Origin of the sequence: Candidatus Kuenenia stuttgartiensis (assembly GCF_900232105.1) — a bacterium.
Classification (GTDB): Bacteria; Planctomycetota; Brocadiia; order Brocadiales; family Brocadiaceae; genus Kuenenia; species Kuenenia stuttgartiensis_A.
In genome coordinates, this window is record NZ_LT934425.1 from 304,963 (window position 1) to 326,196 (window position 21,234).

The 21,234-nt window shown below is 42.2% G+C and carries 14 protein-coding genes; all 14 read right to left on the reverse strand.

Going from position 1 to position 21,234, the window contains the following annotated elements; translation table 11 throughout:
• Positions 1 to 61: 61 nt before the first annotated feature.
• Entirely contained in the window at positions 62 to 3,271 is a 3,210-nt protein-coding gene (locus KSMBR1_RS01565; RefSeq protein WP_099323748.1) for an efflux RND transporter permease subunit, read from the reverse strand.
• 108 nt (positions 3,272 to 3,379) lie between these two features.
• Positions 3,380 to 3,520, reverse strand: a complete 141-nt coding sequence (locus KSMBR1_RS23005) for a GxxExxY protein (protein WP_419470315.1) — start codon at positions 3,518 to 3,520, stop codon at positions 3,380 to 3,382.
• Positions 3,480 to 3,746 carry a GxxExxY protein gene (locus KSMBR1_RS01570; RefSeq protein WP_230408030.1) on the reverse strand — a complete coding sequence of 89 codons (267 nt, stop codon included), beginning with the start codon at positions 3,744 to 3,746 and terminating at the stop codon, positions 3,480 to 3,482. The genes KSMBR1_RS23005 and KSMBR1_RS01570 overlap by 41 nt, the downstream gene beginning before the upstream one ends.
• A 106-nt stretch (positions 3,747 to 3,852) precedes the next feature.
• The gene (locus tag KSMBR1_RS01575) at positions 3,853 to 5,409 is read right to left on the reverse strand and encodes a hypothetical protein (RefSeq protein ID WP_099323647.1); all 1,557 of its coding nucleotides are present in this window, start codon (positions 5,407 to 5,409) and stop codon (positions 3,853 to 3,855) included.
• 134 nt (positions 5,410 to 5,543) lie between these two features.
• The gene (locus KSMBR1_RS01580; protein WP_099323749.1) at positions 5,544 to 7,523 is read right to left on the reverse strand and encodes a heavy metal-binding domain-containing protein; all 1,980 of its coding nucleotides are present in this window, start codon (positions 7,521 to 7,523) and stop codon (positions 5,544 to 5,546) included.
• A gap of 69 nt (positions 7,524 to 7,592) precedes the next feature.
• Complete coding sequence (locus KSMBR1_RS01585; RefSeq protein WP_099323750.1) at positions 7,593 to 8,180, reverse strand: hypothetical protein; 588 nt, start codon at positions 8,178 to 8,180, stop codon at positions 7,593 to 7,595.
• Complete coding sequence (locus tag KSMBR1_RS01590) at positions 8,158 to 10,914, reverse strand: cation-translocating P-type ATPase (protein ID WP_099323751.1); 2,757 nt, start codon at positions 10,912 to 10,914, stop codon at positions 8,158 to 8,160. Before KSMBR1_RS01590 ends, KSMBR1_RS01585 begins: the two co-directional genes overlap by 23 nt.
• Positions 10,915 to 10,938: 24 nt before the next feature.
• Positions 10,939 to 11,850 carry a radical SAM protein gene (locus KSMBR1_RS01595; protein ID WP_099323752.1) on the reverse strand — a complete coding sequence of 304 codons (912 nt, stop codon included), beginning with the start codon at positions 11,848 to 11,850 and terminating at the stop codon, positions 10,939 to 10,941.
• A gap of 175 nt (positions 11,851 to 12,025) precedes the next feature.
• A complete protein-coding gene (locus tag KSMBR1_RS01600; RefSeq protein ID WP_230408031.1) occupies positions 12,026 to 12,385 on the reverse strand; it encodes a response regulator in 360 nt (119 codons plus the stop codon).
• A 1,084-nt stretch (positions 12,386 to 13,469) separates the two neighbouring features.
• The gene (gene glgX / locus KSMBR1_RS01610; RefSeq protein WP_099326940.1) at positions 13,470 to 15,620 is read right to left on the reverse strand and encodes a glycogen debranching protein GlgX; all 2,151 of its coding nucleotides are present in this window, start codon (positions 15,618 to 15,620) and stop codon (positions 13,470 to 13,472) included.
• A gap of 121 nt (positions 15,621 to 15,741) precedes the next feature.
• Complete coding sequence (locus tag KSMBR1_RS01615; RefSeq protein ID WP_099323755.1) at positions 15,742 to 17,361, reverse strand: HD domain-containing phosphohydrolase; 1,620 nt, start codon at positions 17,359 to 17,361, stop codon at positions 15,742 to 15,744.
• A 126-nt stretch (positions 17,362 to 17,487) separates the two neighbouring features.
• On the reverse strand, positions 17,488 to 17,715 hold the full coding sequence (locus KSMBR1_RS01620) for a heavy metal-binding domain-containing protein (protein ID WP_099323756.1): 228 nt from the start codon (positions 17,713 to 17,715) through the stop codon (positions 17,488 to 17,490).
• 238 nt (positions 17,716 to 17,953) lie between these two features.
• On the reverse strand, positions 17,954 to 19,807 hold the full coding sequence (locus KSMBR1_RS01625; protein ID WP_099323757.1) for a multiheme c-type cytochrome: 1,854 nt from the start codon (positions 19,805 to 19,807) through the stop codon (positions 17,954 to 17,956).
• 67 nt (positions 19,808 to 19,874) lie between these two features.
• On the reverse strand, positions 19,875 to 21,209 hold the full coding sequence (locus KSMBR1_RS01630) for a TolC family protein (protein WP_169702940.1): 1,335 nt from the start codon (positions 21,207 to 21,209) through the stop codon (positions 19,875 to 19,877).
• Positions 21,210 to 21,234 lie beyond the last annotated feature (25 nt).

A 21,234-nucleotide genomic window follows, 5' to 3' on the forward strand; every position in this document is an offset into this window, starting at 1 on the left:
GTTCGATAATCTTCACATGGATTCTCATAAACAAAAAATGATAGTTGTCTTCTTTAATAAATTATATAATCATACCTGTTTCTGCAATACCGGGGTCTTTATTCAATTCCTTTTTAAACTTACGTTCTTTTATCCATGCATTCAGGCATGGCACCAGAAAAAACACAATCATCGCCATTGTCATGCCCCCAATGGAAGGGATCGCCATTGGTTTTGCAATTTCAGCGCCTGCACCGGTTGACCATATAATGGGCATCAGGCCAATAAATGTTGTCGCAGAGGTCATTACGGCCGGGCGTATCCTTCTCGTCCCTGCCAAAACAATGGTATCCCTTATCTCCTGAATACTTTTTATTTTTTTATCCTTAAACAGATCATTTATATATGTAGTGATAAGTACACCATCGTCCTGGACGATGCCAAACAGAGATATAAAACCTACCCAAACGGCCACGCTAAAATTATATCCGAATAAATACTGCAGCAGAATGCCGCCTGCAATGGCAGTCGGTACACTGGTTAATAAAATAATCAGCACTTGCGAAAATGATCTGAATGCCACGAAGAGGATAATAAAGCCAACAAACTGAGACAACGGGACAAGTATCTGCAATCTCTTTCTTGCCCGTACCTGATTCTCAAACTGTCCGCTCCATTGAATAAAATAACCCTGCGGCAACATGACTTTCTCAGATACCACCTTAGAGGCTTCTTCGACAAAGCTCATGGGGTCTCTGTCCCGTACGTTCATAAGGACATACGCCCTTAAAAGGGCGTTTTCACTGCTGATCATGGCAGGTCCCATGACGTAACGGATATCTGCAACCTGTGTAAGGGGGATAAGTTTGCCTGTGGAGCTTGAAACATAAATCCTTTTCAGTGCATCAAAATTATCGCGGAGTTCCCGGACGTATCTGACCCGTACAGGATAGCGTTCCCTGCCTTCCACTGTCGTTGTAATATTTTCTCCCCCTATAGCGGTCTCAATAATATCCTGCACATCCTTAATATTTATGCCATAACGTGCAATCTCCTCCCGCTTTATTATGAATTCAAGATATGGCTTTCCGGTAATCCTCTCCGCATAAAGATCAACCGCCCCCGGAACATCCCTTAAAGCCTTTTCAACATCCAGTGCCAGTTGCTGCAGCACGTTCAGGTCTGTCCCAAATATCTTAACGCCAATCGAGGTGCGGATACCGGTTGCAAGCATGTCAACGCGGTTTACTATGGGTTGTGTCCATATGTTTGCCACGCCTGGTATCCTCATGGCTTCATCCATTTCCTGTATAAGCTCCTGTTTCGTAATCCTCCGCTCATCGGGCAGAAACAAGTGAAAGACCGGGTGCAGGAAGGAAGGCACATATTGCAGAAAACCATACTCTATCTTTTTCTTTCGCCATTCCTCTTCAGGTTTTAAGGTGACAATCGTCTCAAACATCTCGGCAGGCGCCGGATCGGTAGGGGTTTCCGCCCTGCCCAGCTTTCCCACGACTATATCCACCTCCGGAAATGACTTGATGATAACATCCTGTTTCTGCATCACCTTGAACGCATCGGTAAGCGCAACGCTCGGCAGCATAACCGGCATAAAAAGGATGGACCCTTCGTCCAATGGTGGCATAAATTCCCTTCCGATCCTTTTCGCAACAAAAACAGATAAAATAATCACAACGATGGGAATCGTAAGAAATAGTCTCTTATGCTCCAATACCCAACGAAGTATCGGCGTATACCCGCTCAGGAGCAGCCTTGAGGTATAATTTCTCTCCATTGGCCTCAGTTTGCCTTTTAACATAAAAAAGCAAAGTGTCGGCGCCAGAGTAAGTGCGAACACAACAGACGCTCCTATTGCAAACGTCTTCGTCCATGCGAGGGGTTTAAAAAGTTTTCCCTCCTGCCCGGTAAGCCCAAACACAGGCATAAACATAAAAATAGTAGTAAGGCCGGCAAAGAGGATTGGTGCCCCCACTTCTTTGGAAGAGTCAAGTATTATTTGAAACCTGCTCTTTTTGCCTTCATATTCTATAAGATTCCTGTATATATTTTCGGTGACAATAATTGCCATATCACTCACCTCGCCAATGGCAATAGCAATACCGGTAATGGTCATAATGTTTGAATCAATCCCCATAAAATACATGCCCAGGAAGGAAATGATTATAGCTATAGGGAATCCAAGACAGCAGACAATAATACTTCGAATGTGCAATAAAAAGAGGGCTACAACGACAGAGGTAATAATTATTTCTTCTATAAGCGCCTCTTTCAGGGTGGCAATGACGCGATATATAAGCCCTTCTCTGTCGTAGAAAGGTACTATTTTTACCCCTGGCGGCAAACCGGGTTCGATTTCCTTTATCTTTTCCTTTATTCGCTTTATAACCTTTAACGGATTTTCCCCCTGGCGCATAATAACAACCCCGCCTGCAACCTCTGCGCCTTCCTTGTCCAGCGCCCCCCGCCTGAAGTCGCCTCCAATCTGAACCGTTGCTACGTTTTTTACAAAGACAGGCACGCCGTTATTGCTGCCAACGGTAATATTCTCGATATCGGTAACGTTTTTAATAAACCCAAGGCCGCGTATAATAAATTCCATATTATTGTTTTCCACCACCTTGGCACCCACATCGATATTGCTTTTTCGAACAGCCTCAAACACATCTCCAACAGTCAGGTTGTGCGCCATTAATTTATTGGGGTCCACATCCACCTGATATTGTTTGACAAAACCGCCCACACCAGCAACCTCCGAGACGCCTTCAACGGCATTGAGCTGGTATCTGACAAACCAATCCTGGATAGACCGCAATTGTCCGAGATCATATCCTTTCCCCTCAACGGTATACCAAAAAATCTGTCCAAGTCCGGTAGCATCCGGACCTAGTCTTGGGAGAACATCTTTTGGAAGCAATGCCTGTACAAAGTTTAATCTTTCAAGCACCCTGGAACGTGCCCAGTAAAAATCGATATTTTCCTTGAAGATAATATAGACCATGGAGAAACCAAACGCAGACTGTGAGCGTATGACCTTTACACCAGGAACGCCCAGGAGATTAACGGTCAGAGGATAAGTAACCTGATCCTCCACGTCCTGCGGGCTACGGCCAGGCCAGTCGGTGAAGACAATACACTGGTTTTCCCCGATATCAGGAATAACGTCCATGTTGATATGCCTCACCCCGAAGAGACCGCCGAATATCACCAGCAGGTAAAAGCATATGACGAGGAAACGGTTGTTAAGACATAGTTCGATAAGTTTATTGATCATAGGAATAAGAAACCACAGGTTGCACGGATTAAAAAAAAGAACAAGTAACCTGATTGCTCAGATTATTTTATTTTGTATTCAAACCTCTGTCATCCATTTTGATAAAATTCAATTTTTGAACCTTCTATAATGAAGGGATTCTTCGCCAAAGTTTATAAGCAATCCTGTGCTATGGCGACTAGTAATAAGGCTATTTATTAACTGTGCTTCATCGACCTTTGACAAAGATTTTTCTGCTTTTATTTTCAACTATAATTTCATTGTAAACAATGAAATCCGTAACATAATATTTTTTCAACTTTTGTTCTTTATAAAATATTTCCAATCGAAGTTGAGAAATAAATGGGGCATTTCTTAATTTGAACTCAATTTCCAAACATTCCTGATAAACGGCCTCCAGGCGTCCTGGTCCTATGATTCTGTGAACCTCCATTGCCGCTCCAATAATTTCATGTGTTCTTACATCTCTATCCATATATTTACCAACACCCTTTTATTTTACCAATTCTTAATCTTGAACAGGTTTTATCTGTGTGATCTGTACTACTATCCATCAATTTCTTGTTTTTTATGCGTGTTTTTCATGCCGCCATTTCCGTAAGTGCTTTAATATCAAGGGCTGAAGCGGTCATCAGTGAACAAGAGAACTTCTGGCCTTTCTCCGTCAAAACATAGCGGTTGGCCCTCGGAACTTTGCGGATTAGACCGTGTGCCCGCAGCATCTTTATCCGTCGGGTCGTTCGTCCGGAATATTTCTTTTGCTGATCCTTGCCGGATTGTTCGGATTCCCGGTAAAGCCACTTACGCAAATCATGGTTGCGGAATCCATTTATCGCGTTTTCGCCTTTGGACAGGAACATCAGCATCTGGTAATCATCCTGCTGCCAGGGATTCAAACCTCGATACCTCTTGCCCTCTTTGACAACCTTGTTACAAGCGCTGCTCACCACTTCTTTCAGTTTCTCCTCTACCTGAGCCGCCGCCAAAGCATCCCCATAACGATCATTGCATTGTTGGCTCACCTCACACCGTCGATGAAGATCGCTTACGCCCTTACGCATCTTCTGCCATGACGCCGGTTTGCCTTCATCATCATTGGGACTCCGAAAGACCTTAAAGTCCCGCGTATTATTGATCGTTGTCTCAATACGCAAGAGACTACCGCTCTTGTTATACATCTTCACTGAATTATAATTCACACTGTGCTTGACCCGTATACCTTCATAGCGTCTTCGATAGTCGCTGATAACCTCATCAGGGGCAGCGCCTGCAAGGTTACGCCTACCCAAATACTTCATCACCGAAGAACTGTCGCAAACCCGCATCGCATGATGAACAAACGATGGAAACAACTCCTCCAATGCCTCAACCGATTTAAACATGATGTCCGTCGCCCACTCCGTCTCATCCGCAGACCAGTAATACTCCGGTTCCAACGGACGAAGAATCTGCGACAATGCCGGGCAACTGCCTAACGCAAGCCCGTTCAGCAGCTTCGCCCAGTCAGTCTTAAGCTGCTCATGGAGCAGAACCTGCGCAGCCGCAATATCCTCTATACGCACAAAACAGTTGCCGTCCTTAACATAATCAATACCTTGCTTCTGAAGTTGCCGCTCCAGCCAATGACGACCATTGAGACAAATGAAAATATTAAACGGCGCCCAACTCTGGATACGAACATGACCAAAACCAAACACTGGATCATTAAAATAATGATACACAAAGACACACTTGCGGGGCGCCATTACCAACTCGAGCTTCTTGCTGGCCTTGTTGCCCTTGACCATCGGCGCAATACAAGGCTCTACCACACTCAACAGGCAGATGGAACCTTCCGTAATCCTCTTATCCGCCGCGATCTGGCGAGCCAACTTCTCCTTATCAACACCGCTGCTCATCAAATACCGCACCTCGATACCCAAATCTTTCGCCCGCGATTCACAACTGTCTCGCACCTGTGCCGTAAGCCCATTGACCCAACCGGAAAAATCCTTAAGCAGAATTCTCGCTTGGTTCATGAATGTTCCCATCCCACGCTCACTGGCCAACCACCGCAATGTCCCGCGAAAACGAATCCTGTCCAGACCGCTTATTGCACCCACGATCCTGTCTCGATATAATTCCATCAACTTATTCATAAGTAGTGTCCTCCAAATTGTCTGATTACTATTTACGAGGATACTACTATACTTTATAATAAACTAAAAATCACCTTTTTGGTTGCGGCCAAAGGCCGCGCTAGGAAATCTGTGGTTTCAAAGTATTTTTTTGCCTATTTTTCTTCCTTAAACTCCATCGCTCCGCCATACAATGCACTTGCTCCGCCTGTAAGCTGGCTCTGGGAATCGATGAGGAAATTTGCTGATGTGACAACCCTGTCACCTTCTTCAAGCCCCTCCATCACAGGATAATAATCGCCCGCTTTTGGCCCAAGAATCACTTCCTTCCCAACGTATTGACCGTTGCCTTTATCAATATAGACAATCTTTCGTACACCCGTATCCAAAACTGCCGTGGCAGGAATGGCAAGCATTTGTGTGATTTTTTCAAGACGCATTCCGCACCTGGTGCAATTATCAGGTTTATCCGATGTTACTTCAGGATGCATGGGGCAGGTGTAAATGGTACGTTTTCTGTGTTCTGTTTTTTTCACCTTCATTCCCACACCTTCCCTAACTTCCCATCTGCCCATTTGCCTTTTACAGTCGGGACATTCACCAGGCTTATCCGAGGTCATGCATGCCATAGGGCACATATAGACATACTTTTGTATCTTTTCACCAGTGGGCGAAGTTACCGTTATACTCTTCTGAAGCATCATACCACACATAGGACAAGACTTTGGGGAAGTATCAGGGTCCCATTCCTGCGGACAAATGCACGTCACCGTTTCATCAACAGGCATTTCCTTTTTTTCGAGATGCATACCACATACCGGGCAATCACCCGGTTTGTCAGACACATAACAATTCATCGGGCATACATACTCATATTCAGTTTCCCCAATTCCCTCTGTTTTGCCTTCGGCAGTCATTTCAAGCCGCGCCGAGGTTTTTTTTATAAATGGGACATTATCCTCGGGGCATATACCGGGTCTGCTTGATTTAATTTCAGGATGATTGGGACATACATAATCCAGTCCGCTCACATAGGTTCTGTCTCGTTCCTCCAGTTCTTCAACAGGTATACGTATGCGGGCATTGACATACATGGCAGGTTTGAGTCTGAGCTGACGGTTAGGAATATCACACCGTATTTTCACAGAACGCGTCTTATCGTCAAGAAACGGTTCTATAAACGATACCGTTCCGATAAATGCCTCTCCGGGATATGCAGGAGTTGTGACTTCCACCTCCTGTCCAACCTTTATCCACGCCATTTCATACTCATAAATGTTGGCCATCATCCAAACCTTGGAAAGATCGGCAAGGGTGTATATCATCTCGCCCGTCATAACATATTGCCCTTCCAGCATCTTCTTCTCTATGACAATACCGCTTATCGGGGCATAGATGATCGTATGTTGTTTTATTTTTCTGTTTCTTGCAAGTTCTTCAATCTGTCTTTCACTAATACCCCACCATAACAACCTTTTTTTGGTTGCATCTATGAGAGATATTGTGCCGTCCACCACTTCCTTAAAAGGGCTATTCTCTACTTTTTCAAAGGTTTCCAGCGCCAACAGATACTCTTTCTGTGTAGATACCAGATCAGGACTATACATCCATACCAATGACTCGCCTTTCACTACCTCTGTACCGGTGAAATCAATAAACAGTTTGTCTATCCTGCCAGGAATCCATGCGGAAACAACCGCTTTAAGCCGTTCATCGTATTCAATCAATCCAACCGTATAAACATCTTTAGTTAACGACCGGAATCCGATAACGTCAGTTTTAACCTGTGCCAGTTTACGGGCGCGTTCACTTAATTCTACGGAGGCTAATGCACCTTCTTCCTCCATACCTGCACCTTTTTCGTATACAGGAACTAAATCCATGGCGCAAATAGGGCATTTTCCTGGTTTATCCATCCTGACGGAAGGATGCATCCCGCATGTCCAGTAGATTATCTTCTTTTCTTTTGTTTCTTCAGCATTTGCGGAAGAAATAAAATTTATCCCATCCTGTAGAGACGCATTGCAATATGTCTCTACATAATTGGATATTTGTATACCAGAAAGAACACTAAGTATGACAGTGACTATTATTATAAAATATCTCAAGGAAAGAAATTTTTGTTTAAACAACATAATTATCGCACCTTTCAAAATATAGCGTAATGAAGTAATGATTTTGCCTTAAACTTTTAGAGTAAAAACCTATTTTTGAAACCGCTCTTGTTTTTTTTCACAAATTGGACAGGCCAGAAAGTCTATATCGCATGTCTTGCAATGCTGAATAAGCCATTCCTGCGACTTCATCCTGCAATCCCGGCATTTCATTTTCCAGGTTGCCAATGCCTTTCCCTTCACATATCTTGAGAGTACCTTTTTGCACTTGGGGCACTTGCCTATCATTGTTTCGGCTTTTAAACCAGCGGATGCCTTTTGACACGCTGTGCATACAAGAACGTCTTTTCCACACTTGTCACAATGATGGACTTCGAGTGCTGATACTTCACTTTTGCAGTCAGGGCAAACCATACTTTTTGCGGCAAGTGCCTTTTCTTTCTCCGGACTTACATACACTTTCTCACAAAAAGGGCACATGGGTGGCTCTGTGGTTGAATGCTCAGCCAGCGGGTCGTTTTCACTGTGTTTGTGCGCTACCTCGCCAGCATACATCAGATTACCTCCCCACAGAAGTAGATACATAATTACCGGCGCAACTGTTTTTATAAATTTCTTACAAACCATGGTATCACCACTTTTCATTAAAAGATTACTAATTCTTTTCCCTTTTACCATATTTAACTACCTCCATGATAATGAAGGTAAGAGAAGAAAAACCAAAGACGGTAATCCAATCAATTAACTCCAGCGGTCTTACTCTGAAAATATCTTCGAAGAAAGGGGTATAGACGATAGCCACCTGTATGGCCAACGAAATCCCCGCTGCCAGCAGGAGTTTATTATTGGTAAAAACACCAATTTCAAATAAGGAACGTCTTGCATTCCTGCAGTTAAAAGAGTGAAATAATTGTGAGACGACCATCACACAGAAGGCAATTGTTCTGGCCAGCTCGATATCCCCACGCAACAGGTGAGGAGCCGCTTCATTACAAAACCAGTGGTAAAGATAGTCAGGTATTGCACGGGTTCCATAGTACAGGACATACGTATATGCCAGAAGGGTACTCATGGCAATGAGAAAACCCTGAAATAGAATCAGGATACCTAGACGCTTGTCTATGATTTGTTCTGTTGACCTTCTTGCCAGTCTTTTCATAATGTCAGGATCTACCGTATCGACACCCAAGGCCAATGCCGGCAGACCATCGGTGGCAATATTTATCCATAATATCTGGATAGGGAATAGGGGGATAGGAAGATTGAATATCGATGCGAGGAGCATTGTCAAAATCTCACCGGTATTACACGAGAGCAGATAGTGGATGGACTTCTTAATGTTGTCATAAATACCTCGTCCCTCTTCAATGGCTGCCTCTATGGAAGCAAAATTGTCATCCGTTATAACCATATCGGACGCCTCTTTTGTGACATCGGTTCCTGTAATACCCATGGCTACGCCGATGTTTGCTTCTTTTACAGCAGGGGCGTCATTTACGCCGTCACCGGTCATGGCCACAACGTCTCCCTGTTTCTTCCATGCCTTTACAATCCTGAGTTTGTGTTCAGCAGTTACACGTGCATATACGGCTATCTTTGACACTTCTTTTGCTAAATCGTCATCGGAAAGCGCATCTAACTCTATTCCATCAATAGCCTTTGAGGAATTGCTGCTAAGAAATCCCAGCTCTTCCCCAATAGCCCGGGCTGTATTCTTGTGATCACCCGTAATCATGACCGTCTTTATACCGGCTGTATGACAAACGGCAACGGCTTCTTTGACCTCTGGTCTGGGTGGGTCAATCATGGCTAATAGTCCCACAAAGATCATCTCTCTTTCTACTGTGTCAGGGACAGGGTTGGTGATTTCCCGGTCAAGAGGCTTGTATGCCACACCGAGGACGCGCAGGGCAGACCCTGCCAAATTATTGTTTTCCTCCAAAATGACCTGTATATCGTTTTCTGTCAAATCCCTTGTCGTTCCATCATGATAAATCTTTGTACAATCCTGTAAGATTACATCAGGCGCACCTTTTTCACATACCTGTAAAGCAGGGGAGGTACCTCTTATTGTAGACATCTTCTTTCGTTCTGAATCAAAAGGAATTTCTGAAATGAGGGGGAATTGTTTATCCAACATTTCCTTCCAGATACCTGTCTTTCCTGCTGCACTTAAGATGGCGCCCTCTGTAGGGTCGCCAATAACCTTCCATGTAGCGTCTTCTTTTTTAAGGTGGGTATTGTTACATAACACACCTATTTCCAGTGTCTTTTCGAGTGCTTTCTGGTCAATTCCCAGAAGAGATTCTCCGTTGACAAGAAAATTTCCATCCGGCATGTAACCCGTCCCCGATACGTCAATGGTTTTACCATTGGCAAATATCTTTCTTACGGTCATCTCGTTTTGTGTTAAAGTGCCTGTTTTGTCTGAGCAAATAACTGTAGCACATCCCAAAGTTTCTACTGATGGAAGCTTTCGGATCAGTACGTGCCGTTTCACCATGCGTTGCACCCCTAAGGCTAAGGCAATAGTCACGATTGCTGGAAGACCTTCCGGAATGGCAGCCACGGCAAGGCTCACAGATATGAGGAATGCCTCTAATAATGGATCCTTTCTACACAACTCCAAAAGGAATACGATTGTTACGATCCCCAAACACAAATAAACCAATTTTTTCCCAAACACCTCGAGCTTTCGCTGAAGGGGGGTCTCTTCCTTCCCTGCCTCCTGAATGAGACCGGCAATCTTGCCCAACTCTGTGTGCATTCCCGTTGTTACAATAACGCACGTCCCTTTACCACTCGTTACCGAGGTCCCCATAAATACCATATTTTTCTGATCGGCAATGGGTAAAGAAGGATTGGGGAGTGGTTCAGTGGACTTACCAACCGGCGTTGACTCTCCTGTAAGAGAAGCCTCTTGGGTCATAAAACTAAAGGAAGAGCATAGTCTGCCATCAGCAGGGACGTAATCACCTGCCTCCAACAATACAATATCTCCCGGCACAATATCCCGGGAGGGGATGGATTGTATTTCGCCGTTCCGTGTTACCCTTGAAAAGGGTGCAGACATTTTTTGTAAGGCCTCAAGTGATTTCTCCGCGCGGTATTCCTGTATGAACCCAATAATCGCATTAATAATAACGATAGCAATAATGGCTAACGCATCGATCCATTCCCTCAAAACTCCGGAGACTATGGCGGCAGCAATCAATACCCAGACAATAAAGTTATTAAACTGCCCCAAAAAGAGGATGAAGGGAGATACACCTTTTTTTTCTTCCAGTTGATTGTATCCGTATTTCTTTAGCCTGTTTTCCGTTTCGTTAAGGCTAAGTCCGGCGTCAACCGAAGTATCAAGGTTCTTTATTACCTCATTGGCATGCATTGTATGCCACTGTAATTCAGTCATTTCGTTTTAGCCTCTCGCATTATCTCATGTCTTATACTGCATTTTTAATCTTTTCCTGTAATTCACACAGGGATGGCTTTCACTTGTTTCGCACAGATGCTTGTCTTCCTCGTTGTCTTTATATAATCTTTGTATGCACACTTCGAGAGGCGACTCTGACACACTATATTTGTCAGACGGCAACAATATACACGATGCTGTATAACCTTCCGGATTAATATGGATGAATTCACTTCCCGCCTTCCTGCTACAGTCCAAGAGACGGCCATCATTTGGAAGATGCAGTAAGTAGGTATTCGTTCTTTCTTTCAGATTTAAAAACCATTGCCTAAATAAAGTCCGTTGTTGTGTTGATAGGGATAGCCCGTAATCATGCGATCTGCCAGTCGGTATATATTCTATAAATAATCCTAACTTGGCGCCAAAAGGGTACTTTTCCAAAAATGCCTCTTCTACTTGAATTAATTCAACATTCTCTGCTGTAACCGTGATAGAAAAACCATAGAGTATTTTATTGTTTTTCAGATTTGCAAAGGCATTCATAACATTATGATAGACACCAGCGCCCCGTCGTTTATCAGTCTCTCTTAAATCTCCTTCCAAACTAATTACCGGAATTATATGCGGTAATCCGGACAACTTTTTTGCAACAGCTTCAGAAATCATAGTCCCATTCGTTATCAGGATAAAAAAACTATTCTTATGGCCGCTTAAAATCTCCATGAGATTTGGATATAGCATAGGCTCGCCACCCGTAAGCATAAAAATGAAACTACCCAATGATTCAGCTTGTAAAAGAATATTTTCTAACATTTCTCCCGGCAAAATTTTTTTTTCCTTATAGATCCTGGCATAACAATGATCACAGGCAAGATTGCAATCAGAGAGAAGACTTATAAAAATAGTATGAGGGATGGGATTGCCATTATTATCCATCAGTTTATATTTCTTCTTTATCTTTTTATAAAAATTCCATAATACCCCCAGGTATCCGGGAAAAGTAAATACCCATGGTAAAAAGGCCTTCCTGAAAATGCGAAGAATATATTCATTACTATTGTTACTGGAAGATAGGGGGCATTATATTATTTATTTTTATAAATATTTAAATTTACTTGTTTTCTAATAATTCTTTTATCTTATTTTTCAATTCTTGAAGATCAGAGGATTTTCTTATGTACGCATCGGCTGACCAGGACAAAAAACTTACCTTATAACAACTAAACGCCGTGTTAATAATGATTGGTATTTTCCTGTGTTTGCTTAAAATTTTCCCCATAGCTTCGAGTCCATCCATTTTTGGCATAATAATGTCCATGACTATTATGTCCGGCAAATAATCATTTACCACTTTTATGCCTTCTACGCCGTTCCTTGCGGTGATAACATTATACCCCTCGCTTTCCAATTCCTGTTTATACAGTAATAGTTGGTTTTTATCATCTTTTACTACAAGAATGGTTTTCATCATGTATCTCTTAACTAACTTATAATTATCTACTTCATCTGCACAATCTTTAATATTAAATATCTCAAATTTATAAGGCTATCGGCATCCGATGTACAAATGTGGATGCCCTTGATACCATGGGGAAAAACACAACGATTGCACCTAAAATGCTTAACATTGATAGATGTTTTTTTGTTAACATAAAACATCTCCTTTGGGAAATTTATAAACGACACAATTGTTTTACACATTGTAAAACTATCACAAGTTTTATGCAGTGTCAAATATAATTTTATAATTGGAAAATAGTTTTAAATAAATTTTAATACACGAGGCAGGTTATTGTCTGTATGGTATTAACTTCCCGAATATAGCGTCATTAATATCTATGCAACAAGGTCTTCCTGGCAGAAGACATATACACAAACACAAATTTACTGATTTGAAATAAGCACAAATTAATTGTTGCAAAATATTTGATAAATGCATCAATTAATTTGATCTTCACATGTATAAGGAATTTCAATTCTTTCGTTATGTTTTAAAACACTCTACAGGAAATCCCTTTTAAGTATGATATATGTTATCGTTTAGATGAAGGTTAATACAAAGGCCAATCCAGTGAATTTTTAATAGCCATGCAAAACGTTGTTTTAAGAAACAAGGCTATTGTTTTTATTGTATCGAACCTAAAGTAAATACTGCTTTTTAAAACATATTTTAGCAGCTTTTTTGTTCAGAGATTTTTCTATTTCTTTCAATTCCTTATCTCTCTAAAGAATAAAATTGTTTAAATCTGTTATTGAATTTCCTATGCTACACAAGACAACAGAGGCTGGAATAATAAGCAACTTCATGATACCTATTATTATTCTTTATTTTTTAAATTTAAGATACTTCATCTATTTTGTATTCATCGGTTAGGCCAATGATGAGTAATATATTCCGTTGCTTCCTGAACATGCAGTTCACGGGTACCCCCCCTCCTGTACGATGACAAAATTTTACATCATTACATTCCCGGTAATATACAGGTCGCGAAGAAGGTTCAATAATGATATGACAAATTTCTTTAGCCTCTAAGATGTGATGTATATTCACCATTTCAGGCAAGAGGCGATGACCTCCTTTCCTCAACTAATTGAAGCAATACAAGGGATCGTGCTTCAAGGCTGTAAAGTTCTCCACCCTTCATTAGTTGTATGCTTCTCTTTCCCGTTGCTTCCCGCGTGTCTATAAGTGTCTTCCACTGTATTTTTGGATTATGCGCCGGCAAAACGAAAGAGATAGATTCATGATGAACGTTCATTAAAATCAACAGTGTGTCATCTACAATTTGTTTTCCACGTTCATCAACTTCTTCTATTGCATAACCGGCCAGGCAGAGCGCTAAAGAGTGGGTACTAGGATTATTCCAGTCCTCATCGGTCATTTCCTTCCCATCAGGCCGGAACCATGTAAGGTCTTTTACCTCTGAGCCGGTAATCTTTCGTCCCTGAAAAAAGTGCCGCCGCCTCATGACAGGATGTTGATGGCGTAGTTGAGTTAGGAGACGGGTGAATTCCAGGAGTTCCTGCCGCGGTTTATCCAGATCCCAGTCTATCCATGAAATCTCATTGTCCTGACAATATGCATTATTGTTACCCTTTTGGGTACGGCCTATTTCATCTCCTGCCAGCAACATGGGTACCCCCTGTGATAGTATAAGGGTGGCAATAAAATTGCGTTTTTGCCGCTCTCGTAATTTTGCGACTTCCTGGTTGTCGGTTGGTCCTTCTATTCCACAATTCCAGCTCAGGTTGTAATCTGTTCCATCCTTGTTTCCCTCTCCGTTAGCCTCATTATGCTTTTCATTATAACTAACGAGGTCGTGAAGACAGAATCCATCGTGTGCCGTTATAAAGTTTATGCTGGCATATGGCCTTCGGCCTCCGTGCTCGTAAAGATCACTGCTCCCTGTCAGACGATAGGCAAGATTCCCTGCTACACCTTTATCACCATGCCAGAATTGTCTCACCGTATCACGATATTTTCCGTTCCATTCCGTCCAGAGGATGGGAAAATTTCCTACCTGGTAACCTCCTGGCCCCAGGTCCCATGGTTCGGCAATAAGTTTGACTTGCGACAACACCGGGTCCTGATGGATTATATCGAAGAAGGCGCCAAGCCGGTCTACTTCATGAAGCTCGCGTGCCAGGGCAGACGCCATGTCAAAACGGAACCCGTCAACGTGCATTTCCAGCACCCAATACCGTAAGCTGTCCATAATAAGTTGAAGTACACGCGGGTGTATCATATTCGGCATATTTCCGCATCCTGTGTAATCCACATAATAGCGCTTGTTGTCTGATGCAAGGTGGTAATAATTGGCGTTGTCTATTCCGCGAAAAGAAAGAGTTGGCCCCAGATGATTTCCTTCAGCAGTATGATTGTATACCACATCGAGAATGACCTCTATACCTTCGCGGTGGAAGGTTTTAACCATGGTCTTAAACTCATTAACCTGCTCTCCCATTATACCGGAACCGGAATAACGCGCCGCCGGAGCGAAAAATCCTATAGAATTGTAACCCCAGTAATTAGAAAGACCGCGTCCGATGAGATCTTTTTCATCCACGAAATGGTGTACCGGCATTAATTCAACTGCGGTAATTTTCAGTGAATGAAGGTAATCTATTACCGCATGGCATGTCAGGCCGGCATACGTCCCTTGCAGTTCTTTTGGTACACCAGGATGTTGTTTCGTAAAGCCTTTCACATGCAGCTCATAAATCAGGGTCTTATGCCATGGAGTGCCAGGGGACACATCATCTCCCCATGTAAATGCGGGATCAACGACAACACACCTGGGGATATTAGGCGCACTGTCTCCATCGTCTTTGGAAAGATCAGCTTCCTTGTGCCCCGGTGTATAGCCAAACAGCGCATCACTCCAGCAGATGGTTCCAGAGATCGCCTTGGCGTATGGATCCAGTAAAAGTTTGGCCGGATTAAACCTGTGACCTGACTTAGGTTCATAGGGACCATAAACACGGTATCCATAAAGTTGACCCGGGCGCACTGTGGGTAGATAGGTATGCCAGACCTGATCGGTGTGATGAGCCATCCGGATACGGGCTACTTCATGATTTCCGTCCTGTCCATCGAATAGACACAATTCCACACCCGTGGCATTCTCTGAGAAGAGCGAGAAGTTAACCCCCGCTCCATCCCAGGTAGCGCCAAGCGGATACGCTTTACCTGGCCATTCAGTCATATGTGTAATTTCGTTCATAGCTTATATTCTCAGAAACTAACCATGTTATTCCACTGGCCGAACAAAGGGCGCCAATGCTCCTCTGGGCTTATACCTGGTTCTTACAGTATGTAAATACTTTTTATTTAAAACCTTTGGGTACTTTTATATTAATATTTTCAGAGACGCTAATCCCCTTGAATTCCTTTTCGATTTCTAAAAAAGCATCCACAATATCGGGATCGAAGTGCTCGCCGCTATCAGACTCTATACGTTTAACTGTCTCTTCGTGTGATAAGGGTTCTTTATAAGTCCTTTTTGATCTCATTGCATCATAGACATCGCACACAGCAAAGATCCTTGCCTCCAGAGGAATTTGCAGCCCCTTTAAGCCTTCCGGGTATCCTTTACCATTATATTTTTCATGATGATACGCACAGATGTTTCTGCCCAGAATAAGAAACGATTGCTTCAGTTTGAATGTATCAATAGCATCCTGAAGTACCTGTTTCCCTATACGGGGGTGTTCCGCCATTTCTTTGTATTCTTCGTCCGATAGCATTGTTTTTTTCAATAAGATGGCATCCCGTATTCCCACTTTTCCTATGTCATGTAAGGATGCTGCATCATACAGGTCTTCAAGAAATTCGTTCTTGAGTATTTTCCGGTACTTTTTTTTCTTTCGCAACTGCCTTGCAAGTATTATGGTATAATTTCTTGTCCTTTCTAAATGATCCCCTGTTTCCTGGTCTCTGATTTCGGTAAGTCTTACCAGAGAAAATATAATAGCCTTCTGCGCCTCTATCAACGCCCAGAATCTTGAGAAATTTATATAGCCAATAACCAATATAAGACAAATAAATAATGCCAGGAGCAGGACGGAGACCCATATCAATCGTTGTAAACCTGCCTTTAGTAAAGGATGGCTGTGGAACATAGCCACTATGAATCTCTTACCTGGAAGGAACTCCACCGTTGCATAGTGGATAGTTTCTACATCCGAAAGATATAACCACCCGGAACTATCATGGAAAATATAATCCGACGTAGCAAAGTTAACAGATCCGTCCTGTTTTAAAGATATGATATTTCCTTCTTCAGTTTGAATAAACATATTTTTAGGGAGGACTTCAAGCACTTCTGAAAAAGATATGTCTAAAATCAAAATCCCATTTTTCTCGTTTTCAGAATTAAACAGAGGGGTCGCAAAACTTATCACCGAAATGCACGGGCCATCCGCCTTTTCCTGATCAATAGTTACACCTATTGGTGACGAACACATTTGATCCTTGTCGAGCTTCATAGTTTCTTGAAAATGGGGATGATGCCTGTGGTCTCGCAGATCAGAGTCAGGAACAATAATGGTTGTATCATCCTGATGTTTATTGATCCTGACAATCTCATGTCCTGAAGCATCGATAATTTTGATTTGAGAATATTTTTTATATACCCTTGCAAAGTCGCGGAATATTTTCTCCTCAATTTTTTTATAATGGCTGGATTCAAAATCACTATCTGCGTAATCCTTAGTATTTGGCAAATCTCTGAGAAATAGCAAATTCTGTGCAGACCAGGAAAAATATTCTTCGATTATTTTCTTGCCTGAAACCAATTGTGCAGTGGTTTTCCCGTGTTGCCATTTTGCCTCTCTTTCATATATCTGACTGCTACCAACATATAGAACTGTCCCAAAAAGTATAAAGAGAAGGATGGTAATTGATAAAAACATCACGTTTTGTTTTATGACATTCCTATTCAACATAATATATCTTGATTATTTGTTTGTTTCCTTTCTGAGATTACCATCATTTTGTTTCCACTGTTTCCCGACTCATATTTTTGCACTGCACAGTAAGACTTTCATACATTAAACTATTATCACAAAATATTACTGTTCGTGCTTATGGCCGTAATGATGGTTATGCCCATCGTTATGGTGGTTTACTTCCATTTTTGCCAAATCCATCCCACACACAGGACATTTTCCAGGCTCATCGCTTTTACTGCCTTCATGTTTCATGTGGCAAAGATAACTATCCTCTATGCCATGTTCTGCCTCCATATATTCATAATTTTCATGGGCAGTTTCTGCACTGTGATGATGATCATGACTCATGTGCTTCCCCTGTTCCCGGAGTGATTGTACATAGGCATAAACTATTATTATATAGTACAGTGTGTATGGTAATATGAGACATTACCTAGTATAGCGTTTCATTAAAATATCTACATTGATACCGTCATTGCGAGCGACAGCGAAGCAATCTTAAGTCTTTTGGGAACAAGAGATTGCTTCGTCACGCCACTCCCCGCAATGACATTTTTTTTCGTACACCTTTTAGCGAAACGATTTACTAGTCTTTTTCCTCCCACTCATACCAACGTTCCACTCCATAATCTGTATCAGTTGAATGACAACCGGCACAGGAATTTGTAATCACGGTACCAGAACTGTTTTGAATACCGTTAGCCGTATTATTATCAGCCATCGCTTTGCTGGCGTATGGTTTGATAATATCAAAGACATGAGAAGATATGTCATTATTTACTGCGCTCTTTGCAGTTTTTGGCATATGACAACCTGTACAAAGGCTTCCACCAGGGCTGGAAGAACTGAATTCATGTTTTGCATGTCTGTTTTGTACTTCACCATCTTTCTCAATGGTCTCCGCAAAATCATCATGGCATGTAATGCAGATCTTATTATTGTCACTTCTCTTGCGTAATTGAGGTGTGCCTGCCTCGCCCGTAACGTGAGGTTCATGACACTGATAACATTTCTGTCCTGCATAGTTGTAATGATGACTCTTAATGAAATCCTGATATTGTTGACGATGTTTCTTGGAATGGTTATTCTCTGAGGCATTCTCACCTAAAGAACCGGCGTCATTATCATTCCAATAACCAGCCGTTGGATTGCCGTCGGCGTCTGTTTCCTCTATATAGTCCGCCAGTACCTTACCTGGTATAAATGGTGTAATCTCATCGCCATTGATAATAGAGGGATATTCTGTCTCAAAGTCGGCGCTATTTTCACCGTCCTTGTTTTTTACACGAACGTGACATTGCCCGCAAACTTCATTGCCACGATCTGAGGCCAGGTATTTCGGGTTAACGATATGCCTGGCTTTTCCACCTCCTTCAGATACGTGTAATTCGCCAGGCCCGTGACAGCTTTCACACGATATGCCCAGTTCCTTTGAATTAGAAACAAATTCTCCGTTGACATTTTGTGTAATATCCAATCCCGTTACGTGACAGCCCTCGCAATTCTGTTCAAAAGATTTTTCTTTATTCGGAGGAGTATCTTCGTCTGTTGTTATTAACGTGCCGTCATTGTTATACCATGTGCTTGCTTCGTAAGAAACCCAGGCTGCATCGGGATTACTTTGGTCTGCATTTCTATTATTATATTGTATGGGCAATATATAATGACTATCTCCTGTTTTTACGTGATACCTCTGTTTTCCTGCAAAGGAAACGCCTCCATGAGTTCTGACTACGGTATATGTGACGGAAATAGCCTCATTGGTCAAATCATAGAGGGTGACTTTATAGTCGCCTCCACTGATAAATGCCCTGAAGGCAACTTTGCCATCATCCGTGGTCATAAAATTTCCACTGAATGGAGCAACAACTGTATCAGATGCCGGCGTCTGGATGGTTTTTGCGTGAGCCGTTTCCTGCCAATCCTTATTGTCAGGATGGCAGCCCAGGCATACCGTACTCCCTACATATTCAGAGTCCGGGTGGGACGAGGAAGAAAGTTTTATTTTAACACTCTTTTTCTTCCCTGATTTTACCTTTACACTAAATTTATCATTGGGTAAATAAAACTCATCAGATAAAGGTGTAGCTCTGACAATGTATTTACCGGGCGCAAGGTTTTTAATCTTAAACTTTCCCTTTTTGTTTGTGGTAGCCATGTCCTCAAAGGCTGACCCGTAAGCCGTTTCCTCTGTAAGTGTCTGGATGCTGATCGTTATATCTGTTAAAGGTTGCCCGTCGGTACTGGTTACCTTGCCAACTATTTTTCCTGTTTCTTTAGACGTGCTTTTTTGTAGAAAAATGCTATTTGAGCCGTTTGCCGAAGACAAAGCCATCGGCGTCATCTGATATACAAAAGCGGATGCCCCTGATACCATTGGGAAAGACACAACAATGGCAATTAAAACACTTAGCATTGATAGATGTTTTCTTATTAACATAAAAACCCTCCTCCATTGCTTTTACATAACGCAGAAGCAATCTTTAAATAATATATTCTGGAATAATTCACTGCGATAGTTGTATCCCCACTGCCCTTTCAAGATTTGCCAGATTTGTTTCATAATCAACTACCGATTTATAATACTGAAGCTGTGAATCTAAAAGCACTCGCTGACTGTCAATCAGGCTGAGAAAATCGATGATATCCGCTTCATAGCCGATTTGCGCCGCTTTAAGCGCTTGTTCCGCCTGGGGAATAACGCCAGTTTTGAAAAGATTTACCGTGCTTTTCGATGATTGTAATCTGACGAAATAATCTTTTACTTCGAAAAGCGTCTTATTATTAATATACCGGTGCTCTGATCTGGAGGCAGAAAGAGCCTCATTTGCTTCCTCCACCCTGGCGCGGTTCTTCGGCCATAACCATGGTATATTAATCGTAATAGAAGACGCCCACGCATCCGGGTTTCCGTCATTCTGCATATATTCAACCATAGGTTCAAAGTCCATAAAGTAATAGTCTTTTCTTGAAAGTTTTAGCTGTGCCTCATCCCTTTTGATTGCGTGGTCATATTTCTTTAGTTCAGGCCTGTTGTTTGAAGCAAGGTTTTCCAACCCTTCTAACGTTACATCCAAATTATGTATCTCAATAAGAGGGGGATCGCCCAATGGATGCTGCGGATGCCTGTCAAGTAAAACATTCATCATGGCAACAACCGACTCTTTTTCCTTGTTCAAAACAATAAGTTCATTCGTAAGTGTTGACAACTCTACCTGTGCAGAAAGCACATCCCTTTGCGATGTTTTGCCAACGGCGTATTTTGTTTCCGCGATTTTTGAAAATTTACGAAGCAGCTCCCTGTTCTCTTCCGTAATTGCAATAGCGCGGTTTACGTAAAACAGATCATAAAAGGCGGTTTTTACCAGGGCGGTAATTTCCTGCACCTTTGCCAACAGATCTTCTTCCGCCATTTTAGATTCCTGAGTTGCTATCTTCCCTCTCATGGCAAGTTTACCGGGAAATGGAATTTTCTGAGTCACGGCGTACCGCTGTTGCAGCATGCTGGTTTGGCCGTTAATGTTGAGAGGTTGGTTGGACATATTAAAAGAACCTGCCCGAAACATGGGGTCTTCGAGTGATTTCGCCTGAGAAATTCTCGACGCGGAAGCATTTAACCGCTGACGCACAGCAATAATCTCAGGATTATGTTCCATCGCCTCATTAATTAGCCACTGTATGTTTAACGTACCGGCAGGCTTTTCTTTAGGTTTGTCAGCGCCCACTTCTTCTTTTGTCTTTGATGGGGAAGTATCACAACTCCCGGTTCGTGAAATCAGGACAAATTGGGTGAAAAAAAGTAAAATGAGTATGAACATCTTTTCGTATTTCATATTTAACATTTCGGATTTTACCATTAAATATTTT

Coding starts and splice junctions, on each gene's coding strand:
- KSMBR1_RS01565 (WP_099323748.1), bottom strand. CDS start 3,271: ATGATCAATAAACTTATCGAACTATGTCTTAACAACCGTTTCCTCGTC.
- KSMBR1_RS01630 (WP_169702940.1), bottom strand. CDS start 21,209: ATGTTAAATATGAAATACGAAAAGATGTTCATACTCATTTTACTTTTT.
- KSMBR1_RS01590 (WP_099323751.1), bottom strand. CDS start 10,914: ATGACTGAATTACAGTGGCATACAATGCATGCCAATGAGGTAATAAAG.
- glgX (WP_099326940.1), bottom strand. CDS start 15,620: ATGACTGAATGGCCAGGTAAAGCGTATCCGCTTGGCGCTACCTGGGAT.
- KSMBR1_RS01570 (WP_230408030.1), bottom strand. CDS start 3,746: ATGGATAGAGATGTAAGAACACATGAAATTATTGGAGCGGCAATGGAG.
- KSMBR1_RS01580 (WP_099323749.1), bottom strand. CDS start 7,523: ATGTTGTTTAAACAAAAATTTCTTTCCTTGAGATATTTTATAATAATA.
- KSMBR1_RS01585 (WP_099323750.1), bottom strand. CDS start 8,180: ATGGTAAAAGGGAAAAGAATTAGTAATCTTTTAATGAAAAGTGGTGAT.
- KSMBR1_RS01620 (WP_099323756.1), bottom strand. CDS start 17,715: ATGAGTCATGATCATCATCACAGTGCAGAAACTGCCCATGAAAATTAT.
- KSMBR1_RS01600 (WP_230408031.1), bottom strand. CDS start 12,385: ATGATGAAAACCATTCTTGTAGTAAAAGATGATAAAAACCAACTATTA.
- KSMBR1_RS01625 (WP_099323757.1), bottom strand. CDS start 19,807: ATGTTAATAAGAAAACATCTATCAATGCTAAGTGTTTTAATTGCCATT.
- KSMBR1_RS01575 (WP_099323647.1), bottom strand. CDS start 5,409: ATGAATAAGTTGATGGAATTATATCGAGACAGGATCGTGGGTGCAATA.
- KSMBR1_RS01595 (WP_099323752.1), bottom strand. CDS start 11,850: ATGGATAATAATGGCAATCCCATCCCTCATACTATTTTTATAAGTCTT.
- KSMBR1_RS01615 (WP_099323755.1), bottom strand. CDS start 17,361: ATGTTGAATAGGAATGTCATAAAACAAAACGTGATGTTTTTATCAATT.